Annotated in this window: 16 protein-coding genes and 1 tRNA gene; 7 read left to right on the forward strand and 10 right to left on the reverse strand. The window is 69.2% G+C overall.

Annotated elements, in window-relative coordinates; translation table 11 throughout:
- Window positions 1–88: 88 nt before the first annotated feature.
- The 4 genes from nadC to KGD87_RS11695 all read right to left on the reverse strand — a co-directional run bounded on the left by nadC (window position 89) and on the right by KGD87_RS11695 (window position 7,298).
- The gene (gene nadC / locus KGD87_RS11680; RefSeq protein ID WP_284667531.1) at window positions 89–973 is read right to left on the reverse strand and encodes a carboxylating nicotinate-nucleotide diphosphorylase; all 885 of its coding nucleotides are present in this window, start codon (window positions 971–973) and stop codon (window positions 89–91) included.
- Window positions 974–984: 11 nt separating this feature from the next.
- A complete protein-coding gene (locus KGD87_RS11685) occupies window positions 985–5,028 on the reverse strand; it encodes a valine--tRNA ligase (RefSeq protein ID WP_284667532.1) in 4,044 nt (1,347 codons plus the stop codon).
- A gap of 63 nt (window positions 5,029–5,091) precedes the next feature.
- Window positions 5,092–6,366 carry a motility regulator RomR gene (romR, locus tag KGD87_RS11690; RefSeq protein ID WP_284667533.1) on the reverse strand — a complete coding sequence of 425 codons (1,275 nt, stop codon included), beginning with the start codon at window positions 6,364–6,366 and terminating at the stop codon, window positions 5,092–5,094.
- Window positions 6,367–6,482: 116 nt separating this feature from the next.
- Window positions 6,483–7,298, reverse strand: a complete 816-nt coding sequence (locus KGD87_RS11695; protein ID WP_284667534.1) for a chemotaxis protein CheW — start codon at window positions 7,296–7,298, stop codon at window positions 6,483–6,485.
- Between the two features lie 50 nt (window positions 7,299–7,348).
- Between KGD87_RS11695 and KGD87_RS11700 the strand changes: the two genes are divergently transcribed.
- The gene (locus KGD87_RS11700) at window positions 7,349–8,722 is read left to right on the forward strand and encodes a GGDEF domain-containing response regulator (RefSeq protein ID WP_284667535.1); all 1,374 of its coding nucleotides are present in this window, start codon (window positions 7,349–7,351) and stop codon (window positions 8,720–8,722) included.
- Between the two features lie 3 nt (window positions 8,723–8,725).
- On the opposite strand, the gene encC is transcribed toward KGD87_RS11700, so the two are convergent.
- Window positions 8,726–9,118 (reverse strand): encapsulin nanocompartment cargo protein EncC, encoded by a 393-nt coding sequence (gene encC, locus KGD87_RS11705; RefSeq protein ID WP_163780319.1) that lies wholly within the window; start codon window positions 9,116–9,118, stop codon window positions 8,726–8,728.
- Between the two features lie 149 nt (window positions 9,119–9,267).
- Here encC and sinK point away from each other — a divergent pair, with 149 nt between their 5' ends.
- Both sinK and sinM read left to right on the forward strand, forming a co-directional pair.
- A complete protein-coding gene (gene sinK / locus KGD87_RS11710) occupies window positions 9,268–10,785 on the forward strand; it encodes a hybrid histidine protein kinase/response regulator SinK (protein WP_284667536.1) in 1,518 nt (505 codons plus the stop codon).
- The gene (gene sinM, locus KGD87_RS11715) at window positions 10,782–11,864 is read left to right on the forward strand and encodes a signal integration modulator SinM (RefSeq protein WP_284667537.1); all 1,083 of its coding nucleotides are present in this window, start codon (window positions 10,782–10,784) and stop codon (window positions 11,862–11,864) included. The genes sinK and sinM overlap by 4 nt, the downstream gene beginning before the upstream one ends.
- Before the next feature lie 118 nt (window positions 11,865–11,982).
- On the opposite strand, the gene groL is transcribed toward sinM, so the two are convergent.
- Together groL and KGD87_RS11725 are read right to left on the reverse strand one after the other, a co-directional pair.
- Window positions 11,983–13,626, reverse strand: coding sequence for a chaperonin GroEL (groL, locus tag KGD87_RS11720; RefSeq protein ID WP_284667538.1), 1,644 nt, complete (start codon window positions 13,624–13,626; stop codon window positions 11,983–11,985).
- A gap of 168 nt (window positions 13,627–13,794) precedes the next feature.
- Window positions 13,795–14,151, reverse strand: a complete 357-nt coding sequence (locus tag KGD87_RS11725) for a response regulator (RefSeq protein ID WP_043711631.1) — start codon at window positions 14,149–14,151, stop codon at window positions 13,795–13,797.
- A 92-nt stretch (window positions 14,152–14,243) separates the two neighbouring features.
- On the opposite strand from KGD87_RS11725, the gene KGD87_RS11730 reads away from it, so the two are divergent.
- A complete protein-coding gene (locus KGD87_RS11730; RefSeq protein WP_284668623.1) occupies window positions 14,244–15,314 on the forward strand; it encodes a metallopeptidase family protein in 1,071 nt (356 codons plus the stop codon).
- Here KGD87_RS11730 and KGD87_RS11735 read toward each other — a convergent pair.
- The gene (locus tag KGD87_RS11735) at window positions 15,268–16,245 is read right to left on the reverse strand and encodes an NAD-dependent epimerase/dehydratase family protein (protein WP_284667539.1); all 978 of its coding nucleotides are present in this window, start codon (window positions 16,243–16,245) and stop codon (window positions 15,268–15,270) included. The genes KGD87_RS11730 and KGD87_RS11735 overlap by 47 nt on opposite strands.
- Before the next feature lie 46 nt (window positions 16,246–16,291).
- Here KGD87_RS11735 and KGD87_RS11740 point away from each other — a divergent pair, with 46 nt between their 5' ends.
- Window positions 16,292–16,975: a TetR/AcrR family transcriptional regulator gene (locus KGD87_RS11740; RefSeq protein WP_284667540.1), complete on the forward strand. Its 684-nt coding sequence runs from the start codon at window positions 16,292–16,294 to the stop codon at window positions 16,973–16,975.
- Between the two features lie 66 nt (window positions 16,976–17,041).
- Window positions 17,042–17,140 (forward strand) — tRNA-Sec (locus KGD87_RS11745).
- 439 nt (window positions 17,141–17,579) lie between these two features.
- Here KGD87_RS11745 and KGD87_RS11750 read toward each other — a convergent pair.
- Entirely contained in the window at window positions 17,580–19,562 is a 1,983-nt protein-coding gene (locus tag KGD87_RS11750; protein ID WP_284667541.1) for a sigma-54-dependent Fis family transcriptional regulator, read from the reverse strand.
- A 12-nt stretch (window positions 19,563–19,574) separates the two neighbouring features.
- Window positions 19,575–19,979, reverse strand: a complete 405-nt coding sequence (locus tag KGD87_RS11755; RefSeq protein ID WP_284667542.1) for a DUF1269 domain-containing protein — start codon at window positions 19,977–19,979, stop codon at window positions 19,575–19,577.
- A 626-nt stretch (window positions 19,980–20,605) separates the two neighbouring features.
- On the opposite strand from KGD87_RS11755, the gene KGD87_RS11760 reads away from it, so the two are divergent.
- Window positions 20,606–21,898 (forward strand): hypothetical protein, encoded by a 1,293-nt coding sequence (locus KGD87_RS11760; protein WP_284667543.1) that lies wholly within the window; start codon window positions 20,606–20,608, stop codon window positions 21,896–21,898.
- The last annotated feature ends 86 nt before the right edge of the window (window positions 21,899–21,984 follow it).

The raw sequence follows: 21,984 nt of genomic DNA on the forward strand, positions 1-21,984 counted from the left end.
CAGGGAGGGCTCCGCGCGTCCAGGCGTCATGCAGGGACGCCCTTTGACGCGGAGGCGCTGGAGCCAGGAGCGCCTCCGTGTCCGCGCGCTACGCCGGCTTCGGTTGCTTGCTACGCGCGGGCCGCTTCGCCGCGGCGGTGATTTCCAGCGACAGGTCCATGGCCCGCGCGGAGTGCGTCAGCGCGCCCATGGACACGAAGTCGATGCCCAGCTTCGCCAGCCGAGGCAGCCGGTCCAGCGTGACGCCGCCCGACACCTCGAGCGGGACGCGGCCCGCCGCCAGCTTCACGGCCTCGCGAATCTGCGCGTCGTCCATGTTGTCGAGCATCACCACGTCCGCGCCGTGCTCGATGGCCTCCGCGAGCTGCTTCAGATTGGTGACCTCGATTTCAATCTTGGTCAGCCGTGGCCCGTTGAGCTTCGCGCGGCGCAGCGCCTCCGCGATGGAGCCCCCCACGGCGGCGATGTGGTTGTCCTTGATGAGGACGCCGTCGAAGAGGCCGAAGCGGTGGTTGGACGCGCCGCCCATGCGAACGGCCTCCTTGGCCACCGTGCGCATTCCCGGCGGCGTCTTCCGCGTATCCAGGACGCGCAGCTTGGAGCCGCGCACGGACGTGACGGCCTGCTGCGCCAGTGTCGCGATGCCCGCGGCCCGCTGCACGATGTTGAGCGCGGTGCGCTCCGCCGCGAGCAGCGAGCGCATCCGGCCGTGACACCGCGCGGCGACCATCTTCGGTTTGATCTCCTGACCGTCGCGGCGCAACAGCTCCACCTCGACGTCCGGGTCGACCGTCTTGAAGACGCGGACGAAGGCCTCCAGGCCCGCGAGCACCAACTGCTCCTTGGCGACCAGCTCCGCGCTGCCCTCGTAGTCAGGAGGGATGAGGGCCTGCGAGGTGACGTCACCCGCCGCCCCCAGGTCCTCATCGAGTGCGAGCGCGATGAGCCGGTCGAGGTAATCCTGCTGCTGCACGTCTCCTCCTGCTACCGCCGGGTCTTTGCCCGCGCCTTGGGTTTCGCCCCGGTGCCCTTCTTCGCGGGAGCCTTGCGGCCCGCCGCCTTCTTCACCGGCTTCTTGCTGGCGGCAGCGACCTTCTTCGCGGCCCCCTTCTTCGTGGCAGCCTTCTTCGCGGCGGCCTTGGCAGGCGCCTTCTTGGCGGCGGACTTCTTCGCGGCGGACCTGGCCGGAGCCTTCTTCGACGCGGACTTCAGGGCCGAAGCCTTCTTCGACGCAGCCTTGGCTGGAGCCTTCTTGGCGGCGGACTTCTGCGCCGAAGCCTTCTTCGCCGGAGCCTTCTTGGCGGCGGCCTTCTGCGCCGAAGCCTTCTTCGCCGGAGCCTTCTTCGCCGCGCCCTTCGCGCCCGCCGCCTTGGCCAGAGCCTTCGTCGCAGCGCCCGTCGCGCCCGCCGCCTTGGCCAGAGCCTTGGTCGCAGCGCCCATCGCCTTCTTCGCCGCGCCCTTCGCGCTCGCCGCCTTCGTCGCGGCGGCCTCCTGGGCCGGAGCCTTCGTCGCGGCGGCAGGCGCCTTCTTGCCCGCGGCCTTCTTCACGGGACGCACCTTCGCCGGAGCGGCGGGCTCCTCGTCCTCGTCGGGAGCGGAGACAGCCTCCACCACCGTGTCCTTCGCGATGGACGACGCCTTCTTCACGGCGGCCAGGGCGGCCTTCACCACGGCCTTCGCGGTGGAGGCCACCGTCTGCTCGGACTCAGCGACCTCCTGCTCGGCCGCGGCGGGCGCCTCACGGGCGTCGCCACCGGCACGCGCCGTGTTGAACTCCCGCATCGCGTCGTCAACGAGGCCCATGCTCATGTACGCCACGCCCAGGTCATGATGGTCGGCCGGAGACAGGCCTTCCTTCGTCCCCGCGCGCAGCTTCTCCAGCGCGTCCTGCACCTGGGGGTCCGCGGCTTCGGCTACACCGCCGGCGGCCTCGAGCTCGTCCTTCAGCTCCTCCGCCAGGTCGACGTTCCCCTCGGCTTCCGCATCCGGCGCGGCCTTCTCCTCGGCCGGAGCGACGGAGGCCTCCTCCTCCTCGGTGGACTCGGCGAGCGTCTCGTATTCAGTGCCCCCCTCGACTGGAGGCGTCGTCTCTAATGGAGCGGTGCTCCCAGGCGGGGTGGTGGGCTCGGTCGCGACGTCGGCTTCGGTCGCGATGTCAGCCTCGGTCGGCTCAACGCTTTCGGTCGGCGTGCTGCTCTCGGACGGCGGCGCTGCGGGCATGGCGGGCTCCGGGGCAATGCGCTGCAGATGGTCCTGAAGCTTGGCCTTGCGCTCCTTCAACTCCTCCACGCGGGCGCGGTCCTTCTCGACCACGTCCGGGGGCGCCTTGGCCACGAAGTTGGGGTTCTCCAGCTTGCGCAGCACACCGGCGGCTTCCTGCTCGGCGCGCGCGATCTCCTTGCGGAGGCGGTCGCGTTCCGCGTCCAGGTCGATGAGACCCGCCAGCGGCACGTAGATTTCCAGGTTCGTCCCCACGAAGGCGGCGGCCTGCGGCGGCTTGGTGCCGGGCGCGCCAACCTCCACCTCGGACAGGCCGGCCAGCGGCATCAGGTACGCGCGCCAGCGCTCCAGCAGCTCGCGCGTGCGAGCGTCCGGGCTCTGCACCACCGCCTTCACCTTGGTCGCGGGCGACAGGTTGCTCTCGCCGCGGATGGTGCGCAGGCCCTCGATGGTGGTGATGACCGGGGCCATCTCCGCCTCGGCGGCCTCGTCCACCAGGTCCGCGTCGGGCTCCGGGTACGAGGCGATCATGATGCTGTCCACCGGCCGGGACATCGGCAGCTTCTGCCAGATCTCCTCGGTGATGAACGGCATGAACGGGTGGAGCAGCCGCAGGATGCGGTCCAGCGAGTACACCAGCACCGCGCGCGCGGAGTCCTTCGCCTGCGCATCGGTGCCGTAGAGCGAGCCCTTCGCCAGCTCGATGTACCAGTCGCAGAACTCGGCCCACAGGAACTGGTACAGCGTGGACGCCGCCTCTGCGAAGCCGTAGGTCTCCAGCGAGGCGCGGGCCTCGGTGGTGGCGCGCTGGAGCCGCGAGAGAATCCAGCGGTCCGCCAGCGTCAACGGACGCGCCTTCAGCGGGCGCTCATCCAGCGTGAACTCGCCCATGTTCATCAGGGCGAAGCGACTGGCGTTCCACAGCTTGTTGCAGAAAGCCTTGTAACCAGCCAGCCGGTCCATGGACAACTTGATGTCCCGGCCCTGCTGGGTGAGCGACGCGAGCGTGAAGCGCAGCGCGTCCGCGCCGAACGCCGGCATGCCCTGCGGGAACTTGTTCTTCAGCGTCGGCGCGAGCTTGTCCAAGCTGGCGCCGAGGATGACGTCCAAGGGGTCGATGACGTTCCCCTTCGTCTTGGACATCTTCTCGCCCTTCTCGTCGCGCACCATCGCGTGCAGGTACACGGTGCGGAAGGGCACATCCCCCATGAAGTGCAGGCCCATCATCATCATCCGGGCGACCCAGAAGAAGATGATGTCGTGGCCCGTCTCCATGACGGACGTCGGGTAGAACGTCTGGAGCTCCGGCGTGTTGCGCGGCCAGCCCAGCGTGGAGAACGGCCACAGCGCGGACGAGAACCACGTGTCCAGCACGTCCGGGTCCTGGATGAACGTGGCGCCGCTGCACTTCGGGCAGGACGTGGGCTGCTCACGCGCGACAATCGGCTCCGCGCGCGCGAAGTCCACGCCGCCCACCTTCACCGTCGCGGCGTCCAGCGGCAGGTCGGTGTCATCACCCTGACGCGGGCTGCACGCGGTGCAGTAGTACGCGGGAATCTGGTGGCCCCACCACAGTTGGCGGCTGACGCACCAGTCGTGGATGTTGCGCATCCAGTGGAAGTACGTGTTCGTCCACGACTCGGGGACGAACTTCGTGCGGCCCTGCTCCACCGCCTCGATGGCCGGCTTCGCCAGCGGCTCAATCTTGACGAACCACTGCGGCGACAGGCGCGGCTCCACCACCGTGGCGCTGCGCTGGCACATGCCGACGGACAGCTTGTGCGGCTCCTCCTTCTCCAAGAGCCCCTGCTCCTGGAGGTCGGCCAGCACCTGCTTGCGCGCCTCGAAGCGGTCCATGCCGGCGTACTTGCCGGTCTCCTTCGTCATCCGCGCCGCGTCGTCCAGGATGGACAGCATCGGCAGTTGGTGGCGCAGGCCCGTCTGGTAGTCGTTGAAGTCATGCGCTGGCGTCACCTTCACCACGCCAGTGCCGAACTTCGGATCCACCAACTCGCCGTCCGCGATGATGGGAATCTCACGCCCGCTGAGCGGCAGCACCACGTGCTTGCCAATCAGGTCCTGGTAGCGCTCGTCCTCCGGATGCACTGCCACGGCGGTGTCGCCCAGCATCGTCTCCGGGCGCGTGGTGGCCACGGTGAGCGTGCGGTCGGAGTCCTTCACCGGGTAGCGGATGTGCCAGATGGAGCCGTTCTTCTCCTCGTGCTCGACCTCCAGGTCGCTGAGCGCCGTGCGGCACGAGGGGCACCAGTTGATGAGCTTCTGGGCCCGGTACATCAGGCCCTGTTCGTACAGCCGGACGAAGACCTCGCGCACCGCGGCGGAGGACTGCTCGTCCATGGTGAAGCGCTCGCGGCTCCAGTCCAGGGACGCGCCCAGGTAGCGGTGCTGCTCGCCGATCCGGTCGCCGAACTTGCCCTTCCACTCCCAGACGCGCTCCAGGAACGCCTCGCGGCCCAGGTCGTGGCGGCTCTTGCCCTCCGTCTTCTTCAGCTCCTTCTCCACCACCATCTGCGTGGCGATGCCAGCGTGGTCCGTGCCGGGGAGCCACAGGGCGTTGAAGCCGCTCATCCGCTTCCAGCGGGTGAGGATGTCCTGGATGGTGGCCGTCAGCGCGTGGCCGATGTGCAGGCTGCCCGTGACGTTGGGCGGCGGCAGGACAATGGAGAACGGCGGCTTGTCGGAGGGCGCCTCGGCGCGGAAGTAGTTGCGCTCCAGCCAGAACGCGTAGCGCCGGGCCTCGACCTCGGTGGGCTCGTAGGCCTTCGAAAGTTCAGTGGTATCGGTCATTGAAGGCGGCCGGCCCCGGAGACCGGGGCCGGCAAAGGTCAGGAGGTTACGGCGCCAGGCGCCTCAGTGCTGGGTCTCTCGGTCCTTGATGAGCCGCTCGAGCTCCTCTCGGATGATGGTCTCCGCCAGCTGCGGTACCACCTCCCAGGCAATCTTCTCGATGACCTCGCGGGAAGCCTTGGAGAGCGCCTCGCGCAGCAGGGCCTCGCCCCCATCCGCGGCAGGCGCACGGGCGCTCGCCGGCCTGGCCGCGACGGGCGCGGCGGGGGGGGCGATGTCCAGGGAGATCTCCTCGGCGTCACCCGTGTCGGGCAGCGAGTCCTCGATGCTGATGGACGGCTGGGCCGCGGCGGGCGCGGGCGCACCCAGACCGAACGGATCCCTGCCCCTCGCGGCGGGCTGCGGCGCCGCCCCCGGAGGCGGAGGCTGCGGCGCACCCACCGGCGGACGCTGGAAGCCACCCGGCGCGGGCCCCCCCGGCGGAGGCGGCACGCCCGGACGGGCCACGGCGCCCGGAGGCATTCCCGGTCGCGGAGGCATTCCCGGCGCGGGTCCCCCCGGCGGAGGCGGCACGCCCGGACGGGCGCCCGGCGGCATCCCAGGCCCCGGAGGGCGCGCACCCGGCGGCATCCCAGGCCCCGGAGGACGCGCCATGCCCGGCGGCATCCCAGGCCCCGGAGGACGCGGCGCGCCCGGCGCACCCGGCGGCGGCATCCCAGGCCCCGGAGGACGCGCCATGCCCGGCGGCATCCCTGGCCCCGGAGGACGCGCGCCCGGCGGCATCCCAGGCCCCGGAGGACGCGCGCCCGGCGGCATGCCCGGCCCCGGAGGCCCCCCCGGACGCGCCCCCGGCGGCGGCGCGGGGCGGGCCCCCGGCGGCGCGGCGGCGGCGACGGGCGCGGGCGGCGCGGCGGCCGGAGCAGGCGTGTGGCGCACCTGCGTGGCGGCCGACGCGGGCATCGTGTTGGACTTCTGGCCGACCAGCGCCTTCACCTTGTCGAGCAGAATCTGGCTCTCGAAGGGCTTGGTGACGTGGTCATCCGCGCGGGCGGCGCGGGCGCGGTTCTCGTCGAAGGCCTCGAAGGTGCCGGCCAGCAGCACCACCGGGATGCCCTGGGTGGCCGGGTCGTTCTTCAGCGCCTCACAGACCTCGTAACCGCTCTTGCCCGGCATCATGACGTCCGCGAGGACGACGTCCGGACGCAGCTCGCGAGTGCGAGAGATGGCGTCCAGCCCGTTGTCCACCGTGGTCACCTGAAAGTCCTCGGTCGCGAAGATCATCCCGATCACCTTGCGGATGGTGAGCGAGTCATCGGCGACCAGCAGATTCTTGGGCATCGGTTCGGGCCTCGGGGAGCATCCACTCCCCTGAATTCGTTGGTGATTCCCGCCGCGAGGGTTGACTCGCGGCAGTCTGACAAGCGGGGCAGCTTACGAGTTGCCCTCTGGGACGATCAAGAAAACATGTGTTGCAGGTCCAGGAACGCCACGGGCTCGCTCAACCCGGGAGCGCGGAAGCTGCCCGCGGTGTCGTCCGGCTCGAAACGTTGCAGGACGCCGAGCACCCGCGTGGCCGTCAACCCCACGTTCCGCCCGGCCAGCTCCGTGAGGACGATGAAGGGCTCCGGCACGGCCGCTTCCCCCAGCAACGCGGGGACCGAGCAGACGGGCCACAGCACCTGGTCATGCGGAAAGATACCGGCCACCGGGCCTCCCTGCACGGGCAGGACGCTGAAGGCCTCTCCCCGGCCGATGACCTGCGACACCAGGCCCAGGGGAACGCCAAACAGTCGACGCTGGGACTCGAAGACGAGCGCCCGGTCCGGAGCCGCCTCCGCCCAGTGCACGGGCCGGGCGGCGACCGCCGCCGACAACGCGCCCACCCGGTGCGGCAGCGCCTCCGCGATGAGCTCCAGGTACAGCCGCGACTTGTACAGCACCGCGCCCCGGCTCAGCGGCGCCAGTGAGTCCGCCAGCCCCGGAGGCAGCAGGAAGAACGGCGCGCGGGCCACGTCCGCCACCTCCACCACGGTGCGCACGCGCACCGCCAGGGTGGGACTCACGTCGAGCACCACCACCATGCCCGGGCCTTCCTCGGGCGGTCCGCCCAGCAGCGCGCAGAGGTCCTTCACCTCCAGCACACCCCGCAGGCTGCTGCCATTGGCGCCTGGCATCGCCACTTCCATGACAGACGTCGCTTCCACGGCGTATCGGGTTTCCCCGGCCTCCACGAGAACGCAGAGCCGACGGCCGCTTTCGAAGGGGGACACGGGGGGCGACCCTAGCAGCGTTCCAGCGGTTGATGGTAAGCCGATGGGAGATGGCGCGAATCCTCCTCGTCGACGACGAAAAGATCGCCCGCACCCTGTACGGCGACTACCTCACCGCCGTGGGACACGCCGTCACGGCGGTGGGCACGCTACAAGAGGCGAAGGAAGCGCTCGCGGGCGACCGCTTCGACGCGGTGGTGACGGACCTCATCCTCCCCGGTGGCGACGGCATGGAGGTCCTGCGGCACGTGCGGGAACACCACCCGGGCGTGGAGGTGGTGGTCATCACCGGCCTGGAGAAGGTGGACCCCGCCGTGCGCGCCATCAAGAGCGGCGCCGCGGAGTACCTCGTCAAGCCGGTGGCCCCGGAGGCCCTACAGCACGCCGTGCGCCGCGCGCTCACCACGCGCGACCTGATGCAGGAGAACGCGTCGCTGCGCCGCCACGTGGCCATGCTGGAGGCGGGGCAGCGCATCGCCACCACGTTGGACCGCGAGAAGCTGGCCGCGGTCACCGCCAGCGCGCTGCAGAGCATGGCCTCCGCCAGCGCCGTGGTGCTGCTGGAGCGCGACTCCGCCTTCGCGCTGCGGCGCCACGGCACCAGCGGCCTGTCCACCGCGCTGGAAGAGCCGCTCATCGCCGAGCTCATCGAACGCCTGACGAACGAACGCGGGCCGCGCGAGCTGGACGGCCTGGACGCGCCCTTCCCTCGCGCCGTCTCCGTCCCCGCGCTGGAGGGCGACGCCGTGCTGGGGCACGCGGTGCTCTTCTTCGGCGGCACGGGCGCGGAGTGGGCGGGCGAGACCGCCAGCTTCCTGGTGCGCAACTGGGCGCTCGCGCTGCGCAACCTCGGCCGCTTCGCCGCGGTGGAGGACCTGGCGTACGTCGACGACCTCACCCGCCTCTTCAACACCCGCTACCTGCACCTGGTGGTGGACCGCGAGGTCCAGGACGCGCTCCAGTCGCAGCGCACCTTCAGCCTGCTGTTCCTGGACCTGGACCACTTCAAGTCCATCAACGACACCCATGGACACCTCGTGGGCTCCAAGGTGCTGGTGGAGGCGGCGCGCGTGGTGAAGGGCTGCGTTCGAGACCACGACGTCGTCGCGCGCTACGGCGGAGACGAGTACGTGGTGGTGCTGCGCAACACCGACTCCGGCGGCGCGCTCAAGGTGGCCGAGCGCATCCGGCGCACCATGGAGACGCACAACTTCCTGGCGCGCGAAGGCCTGTCGCTCAAGCTCACCACCTGCATCGGCGTGGCCAGCTTCCCCGAGCACGCCCAGGACAAGGCCACGCTGCTGGACCTGTCGGACCGGGCCATGTACCGCGGCAAGCGAGGCTCGCGGAACGTCGTGTACATGGCGGCGAATGACTTGGAGGCCCCACCGGCCGAGCGCCGGCAGGCCCACTCCGCGTCCTGACGGCTACCGGCGCATGCTGCCCACGGTGAGGCGCTTCTCCGGGGTGACGTCCGCCGGAGACGGCGCCGCGCCCTCCTTGCCCACGGCCTCCACGGCCTCGTGCGACGCGCCGGAGGTGATGAGCCGGTACTTCTCCACGGCCTCCTTCGCGTGCGCGGCCTGCTCCGGGTCCAACCGGGCGATGAGCTCCCAGAAGAGGGCCGCGTGCTCGCGCTCCTCGTCCATGACGTGCTGAAGGATGGCCTTGGCGTCCTCGTTGTCCGTCGCGTCGATATGGGCCGCGTAGAGGTTGATGGCGTCCAGCTCCGCCTCGATGTTGAGCCGGATGGAGCGGGCCAGCTCGGTGTCCGTCATCTTGCGGGGAACCAACGAGTGGAACGGGTTGGTCTGCGGCATGAAGGCCCTCCCGAGGCCGGTAGCGCGGTATCCGGGTTTCCGGACGGCGTGACGAGAACGCGGCCAGCATCCGTGCCGGACAGTCCGGGGTCAACGGATTCCCTCCAGGTGCGTTGCGTACAAGCGGTTGCCTCCGCCATGCTCGTCACATGGAAACACCCGCGCCGCTCGCCCAACTGCTCCAGGCCGTGGAGGCAGGGGACCTGACGGCCGCGCGAACAGCGGCGGCGGCACTGCAACGTGCGGGGGCGCAACCCTCACAACTGGCGGCGGAGGTGCTGCACGAGCTGCGACAGCCGCTGCTCGGCGTGAAGGCCTACGCCCAGCTCCTCGCGGAGGACGGCGCGGCCCCCGGGCCCCTGCGCCTGCTGCTGTCCCAGGTGGAGCGGATGGAGCAGATCGTCTCCGACTTCATCCGCCTGTCGAGCGAGCGGCCGGCCTCCCAGCAGCACCTCTCCCTGGCGGCCCCCATCTGGGCGGCGGCGAAGCACTTCAGCATCAACCCGGACTCCTCGCGCATCTCGCTGGAGGTGGAGGCGCCGGAGGACATCACCATCCAGGGCAACGCGCGCCTCATCGAGCAGCTCACGCTGAACCTGCTCAACAACGCGCGAGACGCCATGGCGGGGCGCGGCCGGGTGAAGGTGGTGCTCACGACGGAGGGCTCCTCCCCTGCCCTCTACGTGGCGGACTGGGGACCGGGCATCCCCGAGGAGCTGCGAGAGCGCATCTTCGAGCCCTACGTCACCGCCAACAAGCGAGGCACCGGCCTGGGCCTGTCCGTGTGCCAGCGCATCGCCCGCGAGCACCACGCGCGCCTCGAGCTGGCCCCGCCAGGCGTCATCCGCGACGTCCCGGCCCCCGCCACCGTGTTCCGCGTGCGCTTCCCCGCCACGGACGCGCCGCCCACGCAGAAGCAGCGGCTGCTGGTGGTGGATGACGAAATCATCATCCGCATGGTCTTCCGGGACCTGATGGGCAAGGAGTGCGAGCTCATCGAAGCGGCCAGCGGCGAGGAGGCCCTGGAGCTGCTGCACGAGGCCCCGGTGGACCTCATCGTCACCGACAAGAACCTGCCGGGCATGTCCGGCCTGGAGCTGGCGCAGAAGGCGCGGCGGCTTCACGCGGGCTCGCGCGTCATCCTGATGACGGGCTACCCGTCGCTGGTGACGACGCAGCAGGCGCTGGAGCTGGGCGTGGTGGACTACCTGCTCAAGCCCTTCGACGACATCCGCGAAGTGCGCGCCCTGCTGCGCGCCACGCTGACGAAGAAGCCCGCCCCCGCGCCGCTGGAGACGAACCCCGAGATGCGCCGGGTGGACGTGCTGGAGGACAACCCGGCCGCGGCGGCGCAAATCACCCACGCCCTGTCCCTGGTGGGACTGGAGGCGCGCATCCTGTCGACCACGGAGCTGGCCGCGCTGGAGCCGCCCGCGGGCGTGGTGGTGAGCTGGGACTTCACGCCCGCCTACGGGCGCAAGGCGCTGGAGCTGGGCAGGGCGCTGGCGCAGGGCGCGCCCTTCGTCGTGCTGGCCGAGCACCTCACCATGGAGACGGCGCTGGTGTCCCTGCGGGCGGGCGCCGCCGCGTGCCTTCCCAAGCTGATGTCCGATGCCACGGCGCTCAGCCGCGAGCTGAACCGCGCCTTCAAACGAGAGGCCCCATGAGATTCGCGCTCCTGTCCGTCCTGCTGTTGGGTATCGCTTGCTCCTCCGACAAGTCGCCAACGCAGGACGGGCCGGACGCGGGCCGTGGCGACGCGGGCACTGGAAAGGACGACGCGGGCAGCGGCGACGCGGGTTGTGAGCCGCTGGCCCCCGGTCCGGGCACCTCACTGCTCACCGGGCTGAACACGCCCCGCCGGCTCGCGGTGGACGGGGCGGACCTCTACATCGTCGAATCCCACTCCCTGAATCCGCAGCAGCCCCAGCCGGGCCCTGGGCGCATTCTCCGGCTGCCGCGCGCGGGCGGTGAAGTGGTGCCCGTGGCCTCGGGCTTCCGGGCGCCGGACGCCATCGCCGTGGTGTCGGACTCCCTCTACGTGCTCGACCTGGATGGACTGTGGCGGGTGGACAAGGCGACGGGCGCGAAGGACGAACGGCCGCTCGACGCCACTTTGAACAACGTCACCATTGGCGGGACGGAGGTCCTCCCCGCGCGGATGGGGGACAGGGACGTGCTCGTCGTCGCGACGTCGCACCGCCGCCTGGTGCGCGTGGACGCCTCGGGTGGCAACCGCCGGGAGCTCTACGCGGGCACGGGCTTCACGCAGGTGCGCGGCGCGCGGGTGGTGGGCCAGGACGTGTGGTTCCTGGTCGCCGCCGGAGAGAGCCCCGGTCTCTACAGCGTGCCGCTGGATGGCAGCGCCCCGGCCACGCTGCGCGACGGCAGCATCACCGCCGGCACCTCGCTGGAAGTCACGCCCACGCACTTCCTCGTCACCGAGGGCGGCGACGGAAACGGCCGCGTGCTGCGCCTGCCACGCGAGGGCGGCGCGGTGGAGGTCGTGGCCACGGGCCTCCAAGGGCCCGCCTTCCCGGTGGAGCTCCATGGCACGCTCTACTTCAAGGACGTCAGCACCGGCGGCACGGACTTCCTGCGCCGCGTGAGCACCTGCACGTCGGGCGCCCTGGAGCCCGTGGGCCCGGAGGGCGTGGGGCCCGGTGGCCTGGTGGTGGACGGCGACACCCTGCTCTACACGTCACAGGAGAGCGGCACCGGCGGCTTCGTGGGCCGCGTGCCCTGAGCGCCCTCCGCTGAGACGACAACGGCCCCGGCGCCTCATGACGAGGCATCCGGGGCCGTCCACCACTGAGGTCCAGACGGCTCGGGCCCTCACCGGGTCCCGAGCCCTCCGGCGCGGCTCAGTAGTCCATGTCGTCGCCGCCGTAGTCCGGCATGCCGGCGCCCGCGCCGCCGCCCTTGGCCTTGCCCTTGGGGCGATCGGCGATCATGGCCTCGGTGGTCAGCAGCAGCGAGGCGACGGAGGCGGCGTTCTGCAGCGCGGTGCGCTCCACCTTCGTCGGGTCGATGACGCCGGCCTTCTCCAGGTCCTCGTAGACCTCCGTGCGGGCGTTGTAGCCGAACGCGCCGGTGCCCTCGCGGACCTTGTTGATGACCACGGCGCCCTCGACGCCGGCGTTGCTGGCGATCTTCCGCAGCGGCTCCTGGAGCGCGCGGAGGATGATGGCCACGCCGAAGTCCTGCTCACCGCCCAGCTTCAGCTTCTCCAGCGCGGGCAGCGCGCGGAGGTAGGCCACGCCGCCGCCAGGGACGATGCCCTCTTCGACGGCCGCGCGGGTCGCATGCAGCGCGTCCTCGACGCGGGCCTTCTTCTCCTTCATCTCCGTCTCGGTGGCCGCGCCGACGTTGATGACGGCCACGCCGCCCACCAGCTTCGCCAGCCGCTCCTGGAGCTTCTCGCGGTCGTAGTCGCTGGTGACGGTGTCAATCTGGGTGCGGATGAGCTTGATGCGGCCCTCGATGGCCGCCTTCGTGCCCACGCCGTCCACGAGGGTGGTGTTGTCCTTGTCCACCGTGACGCGCTTGGCGCGGCCCAGGTCGTTCAGCGTCAGGGTCTCGAACTTGTGACCCAGGTCCTCGCTGACCACCGTGCCGCCGGTGAGGACGGCGATGTCCTGCAGCATCTCCTTGCGGCGGTCACCAAAGCCGGGGGCCTTCACCGCGCACACGTTCAGCACGCCGCGGATCTTGTTGACCACCAGGGTGGCCAGGGCCTCGCCCTCGATGTCGTCGGCGATGATGATCAACGGCTTGCCGGCGCGGGCGACCTGCTCCAGCAGCGGAATCATGTCCTGCATCGACGAGACCTTCTTCTCGCTGATGAGGATGTAGGGGTCCTCCAGGACGGCGTCCATCCGCTCGCGGTTGGTCACGAAGTACGGGGACACGTAGCCGCGGTCGAACTGCATGCCTTCGACCACGTCGAGCGTCGTCTCGAGGCCCTTCGCCTCCTCGACGGTGATGACGCCCTCCTTGCCGACCTTCTCCATCGCGTCCGCGATGATGGCGCCGATGGTCTCATCCCCATTGGCGGAGATGGTGCCCACCTGGGTGATGGCCTTCTTGTCGGCGGTGGGCTTGGACATGCGCTTCAGCTCGCCCACGACGACCTCGACGGCCTTGTCGATGCCGCGCTTGAGGTCCATGGGGTTGTGGCCGGCGGCCACCAGCTTCAGGCCCTCCTCATAGATGGCGCGCGCCAGCACCGTGGCGGTGGTGGTGCCGTCGCCGGCCTTGTCGGAGGTCTTGGACGCGACCTCCTTCACCATCTGCGCGCCCATGTTCTCGAACTTGTTCTCGAGGTCGATCTCCTTGGCGACGGTGACGCCGTCCTTGGTGATCGTGGGGGAGCCGAAGCTCTTCTCGATGACCACGTTGCGGCCCTTGGGGCCAAGCGTCACCGCGACCGCGTCCGACAAGGTACGGACGCCGCGCAGGATGGCCTCACGCGCGGACTGATGGAAGAAAATTTCCTTCGCTGCCATCGCAACCTCCTGAATTCATTGGGGGATTCTACTGATACGACGCTGGCCGTTAGCACTCGGCCATGGCGAGCGCCAACATAAGGGCCGCCCGAACGATGTCAACCAGGAAGGGCGGACGTGTGGCCGAGCGGACGGCCCGGAGCACCCCGCCGGGCAGGGCGCCGTGGGCTACTGCGCGAAGCGGACCAGGGTGAGCAGCTGCCCCATGTCCAGGGGCTTGTGGAGCGTCAGCGCCACGCCCTTGCGCAGGCCGCGGTCGGTCACCGAGCCGTCCTCGCTGCCCGTCATCAGCAGCACCGGGACGCTCTGGAAGCGGGGGTCCGCCTTGAGCAGCTCCGTGAACTGGATGCCGTCCATATGGGGCATCACGTAGTCGGTGATGACCATGCTGACCTGGTTGCGCTCCAGCACGTCGAGCGCCTGGAGCGCGTCGGACGCGGAGTAGACCGTGAACCCATGCATCTCCAAGAAGCGAGAGAGCATCGTGCAGAGTTCGAGATCGTCGTCGACGACAAGGATGTTCACGGGACCGAGCGCCGTACCTGGACGGGCGAAGGAACGTAACAGCCGTGCGCGGCGTTGACAACGAAGTGCGCGGCTTCATATGTCGCGGCCCCATGGGGACGCGGACGTCGAAGCGAGCGGGGGTGGGCGGGATGGAGGCGCTGGACGTGGCGGCGGAGGCCTTCGAGCGGGGCGACTTCGAGGCGGCCCTGGCCGCGGCCGACCGCGTCGTGGCCCAGGCCCCGGACTCGCTGGTCGCCCTGCACCTGCGCGCCGCCGCCCTGGTGGAGCTGGGGCGCCTGGGGGAGGCCGGCCGGGCCTTTGGCGCCGCGCTGAAGGTGTCCCCGGACGACCTGGAGGTGCTCCTGGGCACCGCGGACCTCCTCATCTGCCGCGTGGGTGAGGACCGGGAGGCCGTGGAGGAAGGCCTGGGCTTCTGCGCGAAGGGCAAGCGCCTGGCGCAGAAGGCCGGCGACGTGGAGCTGCTCTACGAGTTCCTCCTCCTGGAGGGCATGGGCCTGAACCAGGTGGGCGACTGCCGCGCGGCCCTGGCGAGCCTGGACGCGGCGCTGGGGCACCTGCCGCGCTCGGTGGACGCGCAGTTGGAGCGGGGCATCGCCCTGTTCGAGCTGTGCCGCTTCGACGAGGCGAAGTCCTCCTTCGACGCGGTGCTGAAGGACACGCCCGACGAGGCGTGGGCCCACCAGTACCTGGGCCTGCTGGCGGAGCGCCGGGGCGACGAGAAGGAGGCCCAGCGCCGCTTCGCCAAGGCCCAGGCGCTGGTGCCAACGGAGTTCTTCCCCGCGGTGGAGCTGGGCGAGGCCGAGTTCGACCGCGCGGTGGAGGCCGCGGTGCAGTCCCTGCCGGGCCACGCGAAGCAGTACCTGGACAACGTCACCATCGCGGTGGAGGACCTGCCGGCGGACGAGGACCTGCTGAGCGAGGACCCTCCCCTGTCACCGAGCATCCTCGGGGTGTTCCGGGGCCTGGCGGTGGGCGAGCGCAGCGTGACGAACGCGTTCGACCACGTCCCCGCGTCCATCGTGCTGTACCAGAAGAACCTGGAGCGCTTCGCCCACACCCGCGAGGAGCTCATCGAGCAGATTGGCATCACCGTGATGCACGAGGTCGGTCACCTCATGGGACTGGATGAGGATGACCTGTGGCAACGGGGGCTGGACTGAGGGCCGCGAGCGTCTGGCGGATGCCCTCGTGGTACGGCGTCTTCCGGAGGTCGCCGAGCAGCGCCTTGAGCGCCGAGTCGTCCATGATGACGGGCGTGGTGTGCAGGTAGTGCATCTCCCTCAGCTCGCGCATGAACGGGCTGAAGAGGCCGAGGAGGCGCGCCATCCCCGGCCCCAGCACGGCGTACTTCGCGGGGTGGCCGGCCTGGGCATAGATGTCCTCCACCAGGGCCTTCTGGGTGGTGACGCCCGCGCCCCCCAGGTTCCAGAAGCGGCCGTAGGCCCCCGGGTGGTCCATGAGCGCCGTCACGGTGGGGCCCACGTCGGGCACGAAGACGAACTCGTGGGGCGTGTCGATGGGGCCGATGAGCCCGGCGCGCTTGCCCCGTGAGGCGGCGACGAAGGCGCGGTGGAGGAAGCTGTTCTCCACGCCCGGGCCGTAGAAGTCCGGGAGGCGGAGGATGGTGACCTGGATGGCGCCCGCCTTGTCCGCCGCGAGCAGCAGCTCCTCCTGCTCCTTGCGCATGCGGCCCTTGAAGGTGTGCGGCACGCGGGGGTGGGACTCGTTGACGGTGTCCGTGCGCGGCCGGCCGTAGGGGTACACGCTGGCGATGAAGACGATGCGCTCCACGCCCTCGGCGATGGCGGCGTCGAGCGTGCGCTTCATCAGCACGGGGTGGAGGTGGAACTCCCAGTACGGCACGCCCACCAGGTAGACGAGCGTCTGGACGCCCCGGGCCGCGGCCCGGATGGAGGCCTCGTCATCCGGGTTCCAGGTGACGAGCTCCGCTTGCGGGTCCGCCCCGAACTCCCGCTGCAGGCCCTCCCGGGAGCGCCCCACCACGCGGTAGCCCCGCCCCTGCCCTCGCAGCGCCTGCGCGACGCTGCGTCCAATGACACCCGAGGCGCCGAACAACGCGACCGTGCCCATGTCCTGCTCCCTTTTCCGAACGGCGAGTGGTTTGTGAACACCGTTCATGAACGCTGTTCATCTACTGCTGGCCGTTCAGTTGGTCAAGGCCTACACTGGGAACATGGGGATTGCGGAGCGGAAGGAGCGACAGCGGGCGGAGCTGCGCGAGCAGATTCTGCGAGTCGCCCGGGACATCGTGGTGAAGGAGGGCTTCCCTGCCCTCTCGATGCGCAAGCTGGCGGACGCGGTGGAGTACGCGCCGGCGACGCTCTACCTCCACTTCGAGAACCGGGAGGCCATCGCGAAGGAGCTGTGCGTGCGCGGCTTCCAGGACCTGCTGGCAACGCTGGAGCCCGCGGCCCAGGTGGAGGACCCGCTGGAGCGGTTGCCCAAACTGGCGGAGGCGTATGTCCGCTTCGGCCTGGAGCACCCGGAGACGTACCGGCTCATCTTCATGGAGGACCCGAAGCTCTCCACGGCGCTGTTCGGGGATAACCCGGAGAGCCCGGGGCCGAGGTCCTTCGGGGTGCTGGTGCAGGTGTTCGTGGACCTGCTGGCGGCCGGGAGGCTGGAGGCAGGCACGAAGCCGGAGCAGCTCGCGGAGGTGCTGTGGGCGGGGGTTCACGGCATCGTCAGCTTGAGGCTCACGTGCACCGGGTTTCCGGGCACGCCCGCGGAGGAACTGACGCAGGTGCTGGTGACGACGTTGGTGAAGGGCTTGCCGGGACTGAAGGCGGGACGGGCGTAGACGGTGGCGCGGTGAGCCCGTGGCCCTGGGTTGACGGGGTCCGGAGGGTCCGGCGTAATCGCAGACGGTAGGGCCTCCGGACCTGGTGGCCGGCCCGGTCTTCAAAACCGGTGAGGGGCGCCGAGAGGCGTCCCTGGCGAGTTCGATTCCCGTGCCCTACCGCCACCTTTTTTCCTCTGATTCCGGGTGCTTGCGGCGGCTCGCGGCGAGTCCCGAAGCGTTCGGACGGGTTCGTGAGCATTCAATCGGTTACGTACAAATTGCGTACTGACTTTCGGGTGCACAGCCCACCAGCAGCCATATAGGGACGTGCTATCGGCTTGGTCAGGAGTGTGCCCCAGGGACTGCATCGCCTCTCCACCGGCCCGGAGCACGGCCCGGGTGACACCCGTCAACGGCCCCTCTCGGCCCATCCGCCCCAGCCCCCTCCTCAACAGAATGTCGTCCTCCGCTCATGCAATGCGTGATGTGCGAAGGAGCGCGGAGCCGGGAGGACATGTCGCCCCAGCTCCACCATTTCCTCGCCCACGTCCCGCCAACTCTAGGCGTCAGACGACCTGTCATCCTTCCGAGTCTTCGCGCTGCTGGGCACCGCGGTGTCCCCTCAGGATGCCCCACTCGGGTCCTTCTTGGACCATGGGTTGGGAAGGCCATGCTGGGCCAGATACTTCACGATGGTCTTGGGATCGTAGCCCGTGGCCTCGCGCGCCTCGGCCTGGGTCTTGTGGTTCTTCGTGAGGGCTTCCCACTCCTGACGTGACAGCTCCTCGGCGCGCCTCTTCGGCGGTGCCTCCGGTTCGGCCGCACTCTGTCTCACGCTGTTCTCGAGCGCGCCACCCGGCCGGAGAGTGCCTTCTTGGAGACGCTTCAGGAAGTTTCCCTTCTGGGCCTCAGCCCGAATCCTCTCGACCGCCGAGGGGATGAAGGTCCTCAAGAGGCTAAGGATCCCCACGATGAAGCTACCCGCGTCGGTTTCGCCCTCGCCCTTGAGGTGCTGAAACAAGGGCAGGCCCTGAAGCTCCATTCTCAGCTTCATCCAGGGGTCCTGCTCCAGCATCGCGCTGACGTGCGGCTCGTGCTCCCGCTGTTGCCGCGTGAGTTCATCCGCACGGACCTGAGCCTCGGCTTCCGCGCTACGGAGCCCGCTCACGACGAGAGGGGGGACATCCTCGTTGGCGAGCACCGCCCAGACCTCCTTCAGGAAGAGCTGCCAGCGCTGGGCTTGATCCTGCTGGATGAAAGCCTCCACTGCCTTGACCACCGCTTGATGCTCGGGCGTCTGGTCATCCACTGCCGAGAGAAACTCGGCCAGCTTCTTCAGCTCGGGCGTGGGCTCCGGCCGCTGGACCGTCTCCAAGGAGCGGGCGACCTGTTCGACCCGCCAGCGGACGTGCTCCTCGTTGAGCTGCTGTCCGTCTACCTCGTCCGAGAGGAAACCACTGGCCCGTTCGTAGAGCGGCAGGGAGAGGTAGGGACGCTGCAGGCGGGCCGGCAGGTGCTCGACTCGGAGCGAGTCCCCTCCCGACAGGGAGATCGCCTCCTCGAGCACGCCCACCAGCTCTCGCAAGTTCCCCGGCCATGTATGCAGGGTGAGCGCATCCCGCGCGCTGCGCGTCAGCAACGGCTTGGCCGTGTGGCCCCGGCTCTGGAGTACCTGGGGGACCACCTCTTTGAAGAAGTTCTCCCGCTCGCGCAGCGGCGGAAGCGTGAGGCTCGACCCGTAGCGCAGCCGATGGAAGAGGTCCATGCGGAACTGTCCCCGAGAGACCAGCTCATCGAGCTTGCGCCACGTGGCCGCGATGATGCGCACCTTGATGAAGCGCTCCTTGTTCTCACCGACGCGGGACATGCGCTGGCTCTGAAGGAAGCGCAGCAGTCGGAGCTGGGCCGCCGGGGGCAGGTCTCCCACCTCATCAATCAGCAGCGTGCCACCATGGGCGGCCTCGATTCTGCCCACCCGCTCCTTGTCCGCTCCGGTATATGCCCCCGGGACGTGCCCGAAGAGCTCGTCATTGATGAGGTCATCCGTCATCCCCGCGACATGGACCACCTGGAACGGAGCCGTGAGGCCAGGGTTCTGCCGCTCCCAGAGGGAGTGGATGCCCCTGGCCAGCAGCTCCTTTCCCGTGCCCGTCTCCCCCTGGATCAGGATGGGCAGGGGCCGCGGCTGCCCCTGCTCATCCTGTCCCTGCGCTACAGCCAGATCCCGGGCCTTCGACAGCTCAAGGAGCGTCGCCAGGTCCGTCGCGAGGATCTTCGCGAAGGCATCGTCCTGCTGCTTTCGCTCCAACAGCCACTGCTTGCACTCCGCCAAGTGCTGGGCGTCATGCCCCAGAGCGACGACATCCCCCCCGCCGCGCTTGCGGGCAGCCAGCTGCGCGCCCGCCAGGAGCGGAGCAGGGGTGGCCGCAGCCTTCCTCCAGTCCGGGGCCGCTCCGTCTGCTCGGGCGAAACCGAACAACATCGCCAAGGCCCGGGAGGCTTCCTCCCCGCTGCCGCGGATGACCCGCCGCAGGTGCAGGCGGACGTGGAGGACCACCTCACTCTGGAGGGGAGCGTCGGGCAGAAGTTCGTCGATCTGGACCATGGTCTCTCGCTCTTAGCGCACGGCGTCGATAGTGATCACCGGGTTGCGGTACTCGTCGTGGATCGCGCGGATGCGCCAGCCGTGCTCCACCTTCTGGATTCCCTCCTGGAGGCCCTTCGCCGCCCCCAGGCCGGCTCCGATGGTGGCGCCCAGCTTGGGATTATCGAAGAGCAATCCCACCAGCGCTCCCAGCAGGGCCCCCTGTGCAGCCTTCTCAATCCCCTGGGGGCCGGCCACCAGCAAGTAGTCCACCAGCTCAGGGGCACTGCCGGGATCAAAGGTGATCTGGTAGCCCGCCTCTCGGACCGCCAGCTGAATGGCCTCGCGCACCGTCTGGAGCGACTGGTAGCCCCTGACAATGAGGCCACCAGTGGTATCGATCTGACTGAGAAGCATGAGGGCTGAATCCTTGGACATCGCTAACTCCTGGTTGAGGGTTCAACCATCCTCATTGCCTATAGCGTGCCAGGAGACACTCCAGTCTTTTCAACCGATTAGACGCGCCGACGCGTTCGCCTTCCTCTCTTCGGTTCCCGGCCATCTGGGAATCCCATGAACAGGAGCCAGAGTCAGGGCAGATTCCCACGAAGTAAGCCACCGGTCCTGCCCAGGCCGCACGAGTGCTCTGGTGGTGGTACCCCAGCGCGTTCAAGAGAGGGGGCCTCCCCCGAAGGTGGATAAGAACCCGGAGTGGTGCTCCACCGCGGTCTTCACCCGCGAGGAGATGGAGGTTCTCATCTCGAACACGCGCCATCCGGAGGACCGGTGCGCCCTCTACGCGCTCCTCTTCCTGATCGGAATGCGCAGCGGCGAGACGGTAGCTTTGCGGTGGAACGCTTGGGACACTTTGGCCCGGCCCCTGGACGCCTCCTGGTGTCCAGGGCCTTCCACCGCAAGCAGCGGCGGGAGAGGGGCGTGTAAACGGAGCGCCCTCGCGAGAAGCCGGTCCACCCGACTCTCCCGTGTCCTTGACTGGCCACAGATATCGGCCACGCCCGCTGTGCTTGATAGGTTTGGATTGTCAGCCGTCAGCGGAGGTGCTCTTGAAGGTCTTCTGGTCATGGCAGGCGGATTACGCCGGCGAGGTAGGTAAGGTGTTCGTGCGCGAAGCGCTGGAAGATGCGCTGAAAACGGTCGCCGCGGACCTGGAACTAGAGGAGAGCGAGCGGCCCGAGGTGGACCACGATGTGAAGGGCACTGCGGGGATGGTAGACATCGCCGCGACGATTCTCGGGAAGATTGAGAATGCGGCTGTCTTCGTGGCCGACGTGAGCACAGTGGCCAAGCGCCAAGAGAACGGCCGACATCTGCAGAACCCGAATGTCCTTTTCGAACTCGGCTACGCGATGAAGGCGCTCGGCCCTGAGCAGGTTCTGCTGGTGGCCAACACCGCCCACCTCGGGGGCCGCCCCGAGGACTTGCCGTTCGACATCCGGCACCGGAGCGGACCCGTCACCTACCGACTGCGAAAGCAGGACGAGCCGGCGAAGAGGGCTGAGGAGCGCGAGACCCTTGTGAGCGAGCTGGCGGTACGGTTGGGGGCTATCCTGAAGCACGTGCGTGGAAGCGCTCCGCCCGCGAGCAGCATCACTCCACGTGCACCTGGCGCGGACAGGTCGGTCTGGTTCAGCGCCGATGCAAAGCTCGAGCACCGCGACCTCTTGCGCAAGGGTCAGATGCACGAACTCTCGATCCAGCCGGGCCCGTGCGGCTACATGCGCATCATTCCCGCCGGCTGGTCGAAGGAGGCGCCGACAGCACACGAGATTGAATGCATTCCCACCGAGCTGCGACCGCAGCCGCTCGGGGCGTGGGGCAATGGGAACTCGGGCCCCAACAGCCTGGGCTTCCTCTGGCGTGACATCCTCTCCAGGCGTGACCTCTTCTCTGGGAAGGTCGAATCTCAATCCACCATTGCGACGGCGACTCAGTGGTTCGACGAAACGGGCGAGCTCTGGGGCTTCGACCGCAACATCTCAGCGGCCGGATCGGGGGATGCGCCCTTCCTCACTCACCTTTACCTAGTGCGGCAGTGGGGCGAGTTCCTATCGCGCGGGGTGAAGATGATGCAGCACCTAGGGGCGCGCATGCCTCTGGTTGTAGAGGCGGGCGCGACCGGCCTAAGTGAGTTGCGCTGGGAAGCGCAGTTCCAAAGCGAGCAGGCGCGCGGGTTGAAGGCGGAAGCCTTCTCCCGGCACGAGAGCACCACGTGGACGGACAAGGAGCAACTGCAGTTCCTCGTTCAGGCGTACAACCGCGTACGGGCCGCCTTTGCGATGCCGCCGGCCTCCGATGAGTTCGTCCAGGACGCCCTCCGCGGCCAAGCGGCAGGGTAGCGCAGGGAAGCCTCGGGGTGAGGCGGCCCGAGGCGCTTGGCGCCCAGCCGCTACCGCCGACGTCTCAACCGGTGGGGTGGACAGAA

The sequence above is a fragment of the Myxococcus sp. SDU36 genome (assembly GCF_030168875.1).
Taxonomy (GTDB): domain Bacteria; phylum Myxococcota; class Myxococcia; order Myxococcales; family Myxococcaceae; genus Myxococcus; species Myxococcus vastator.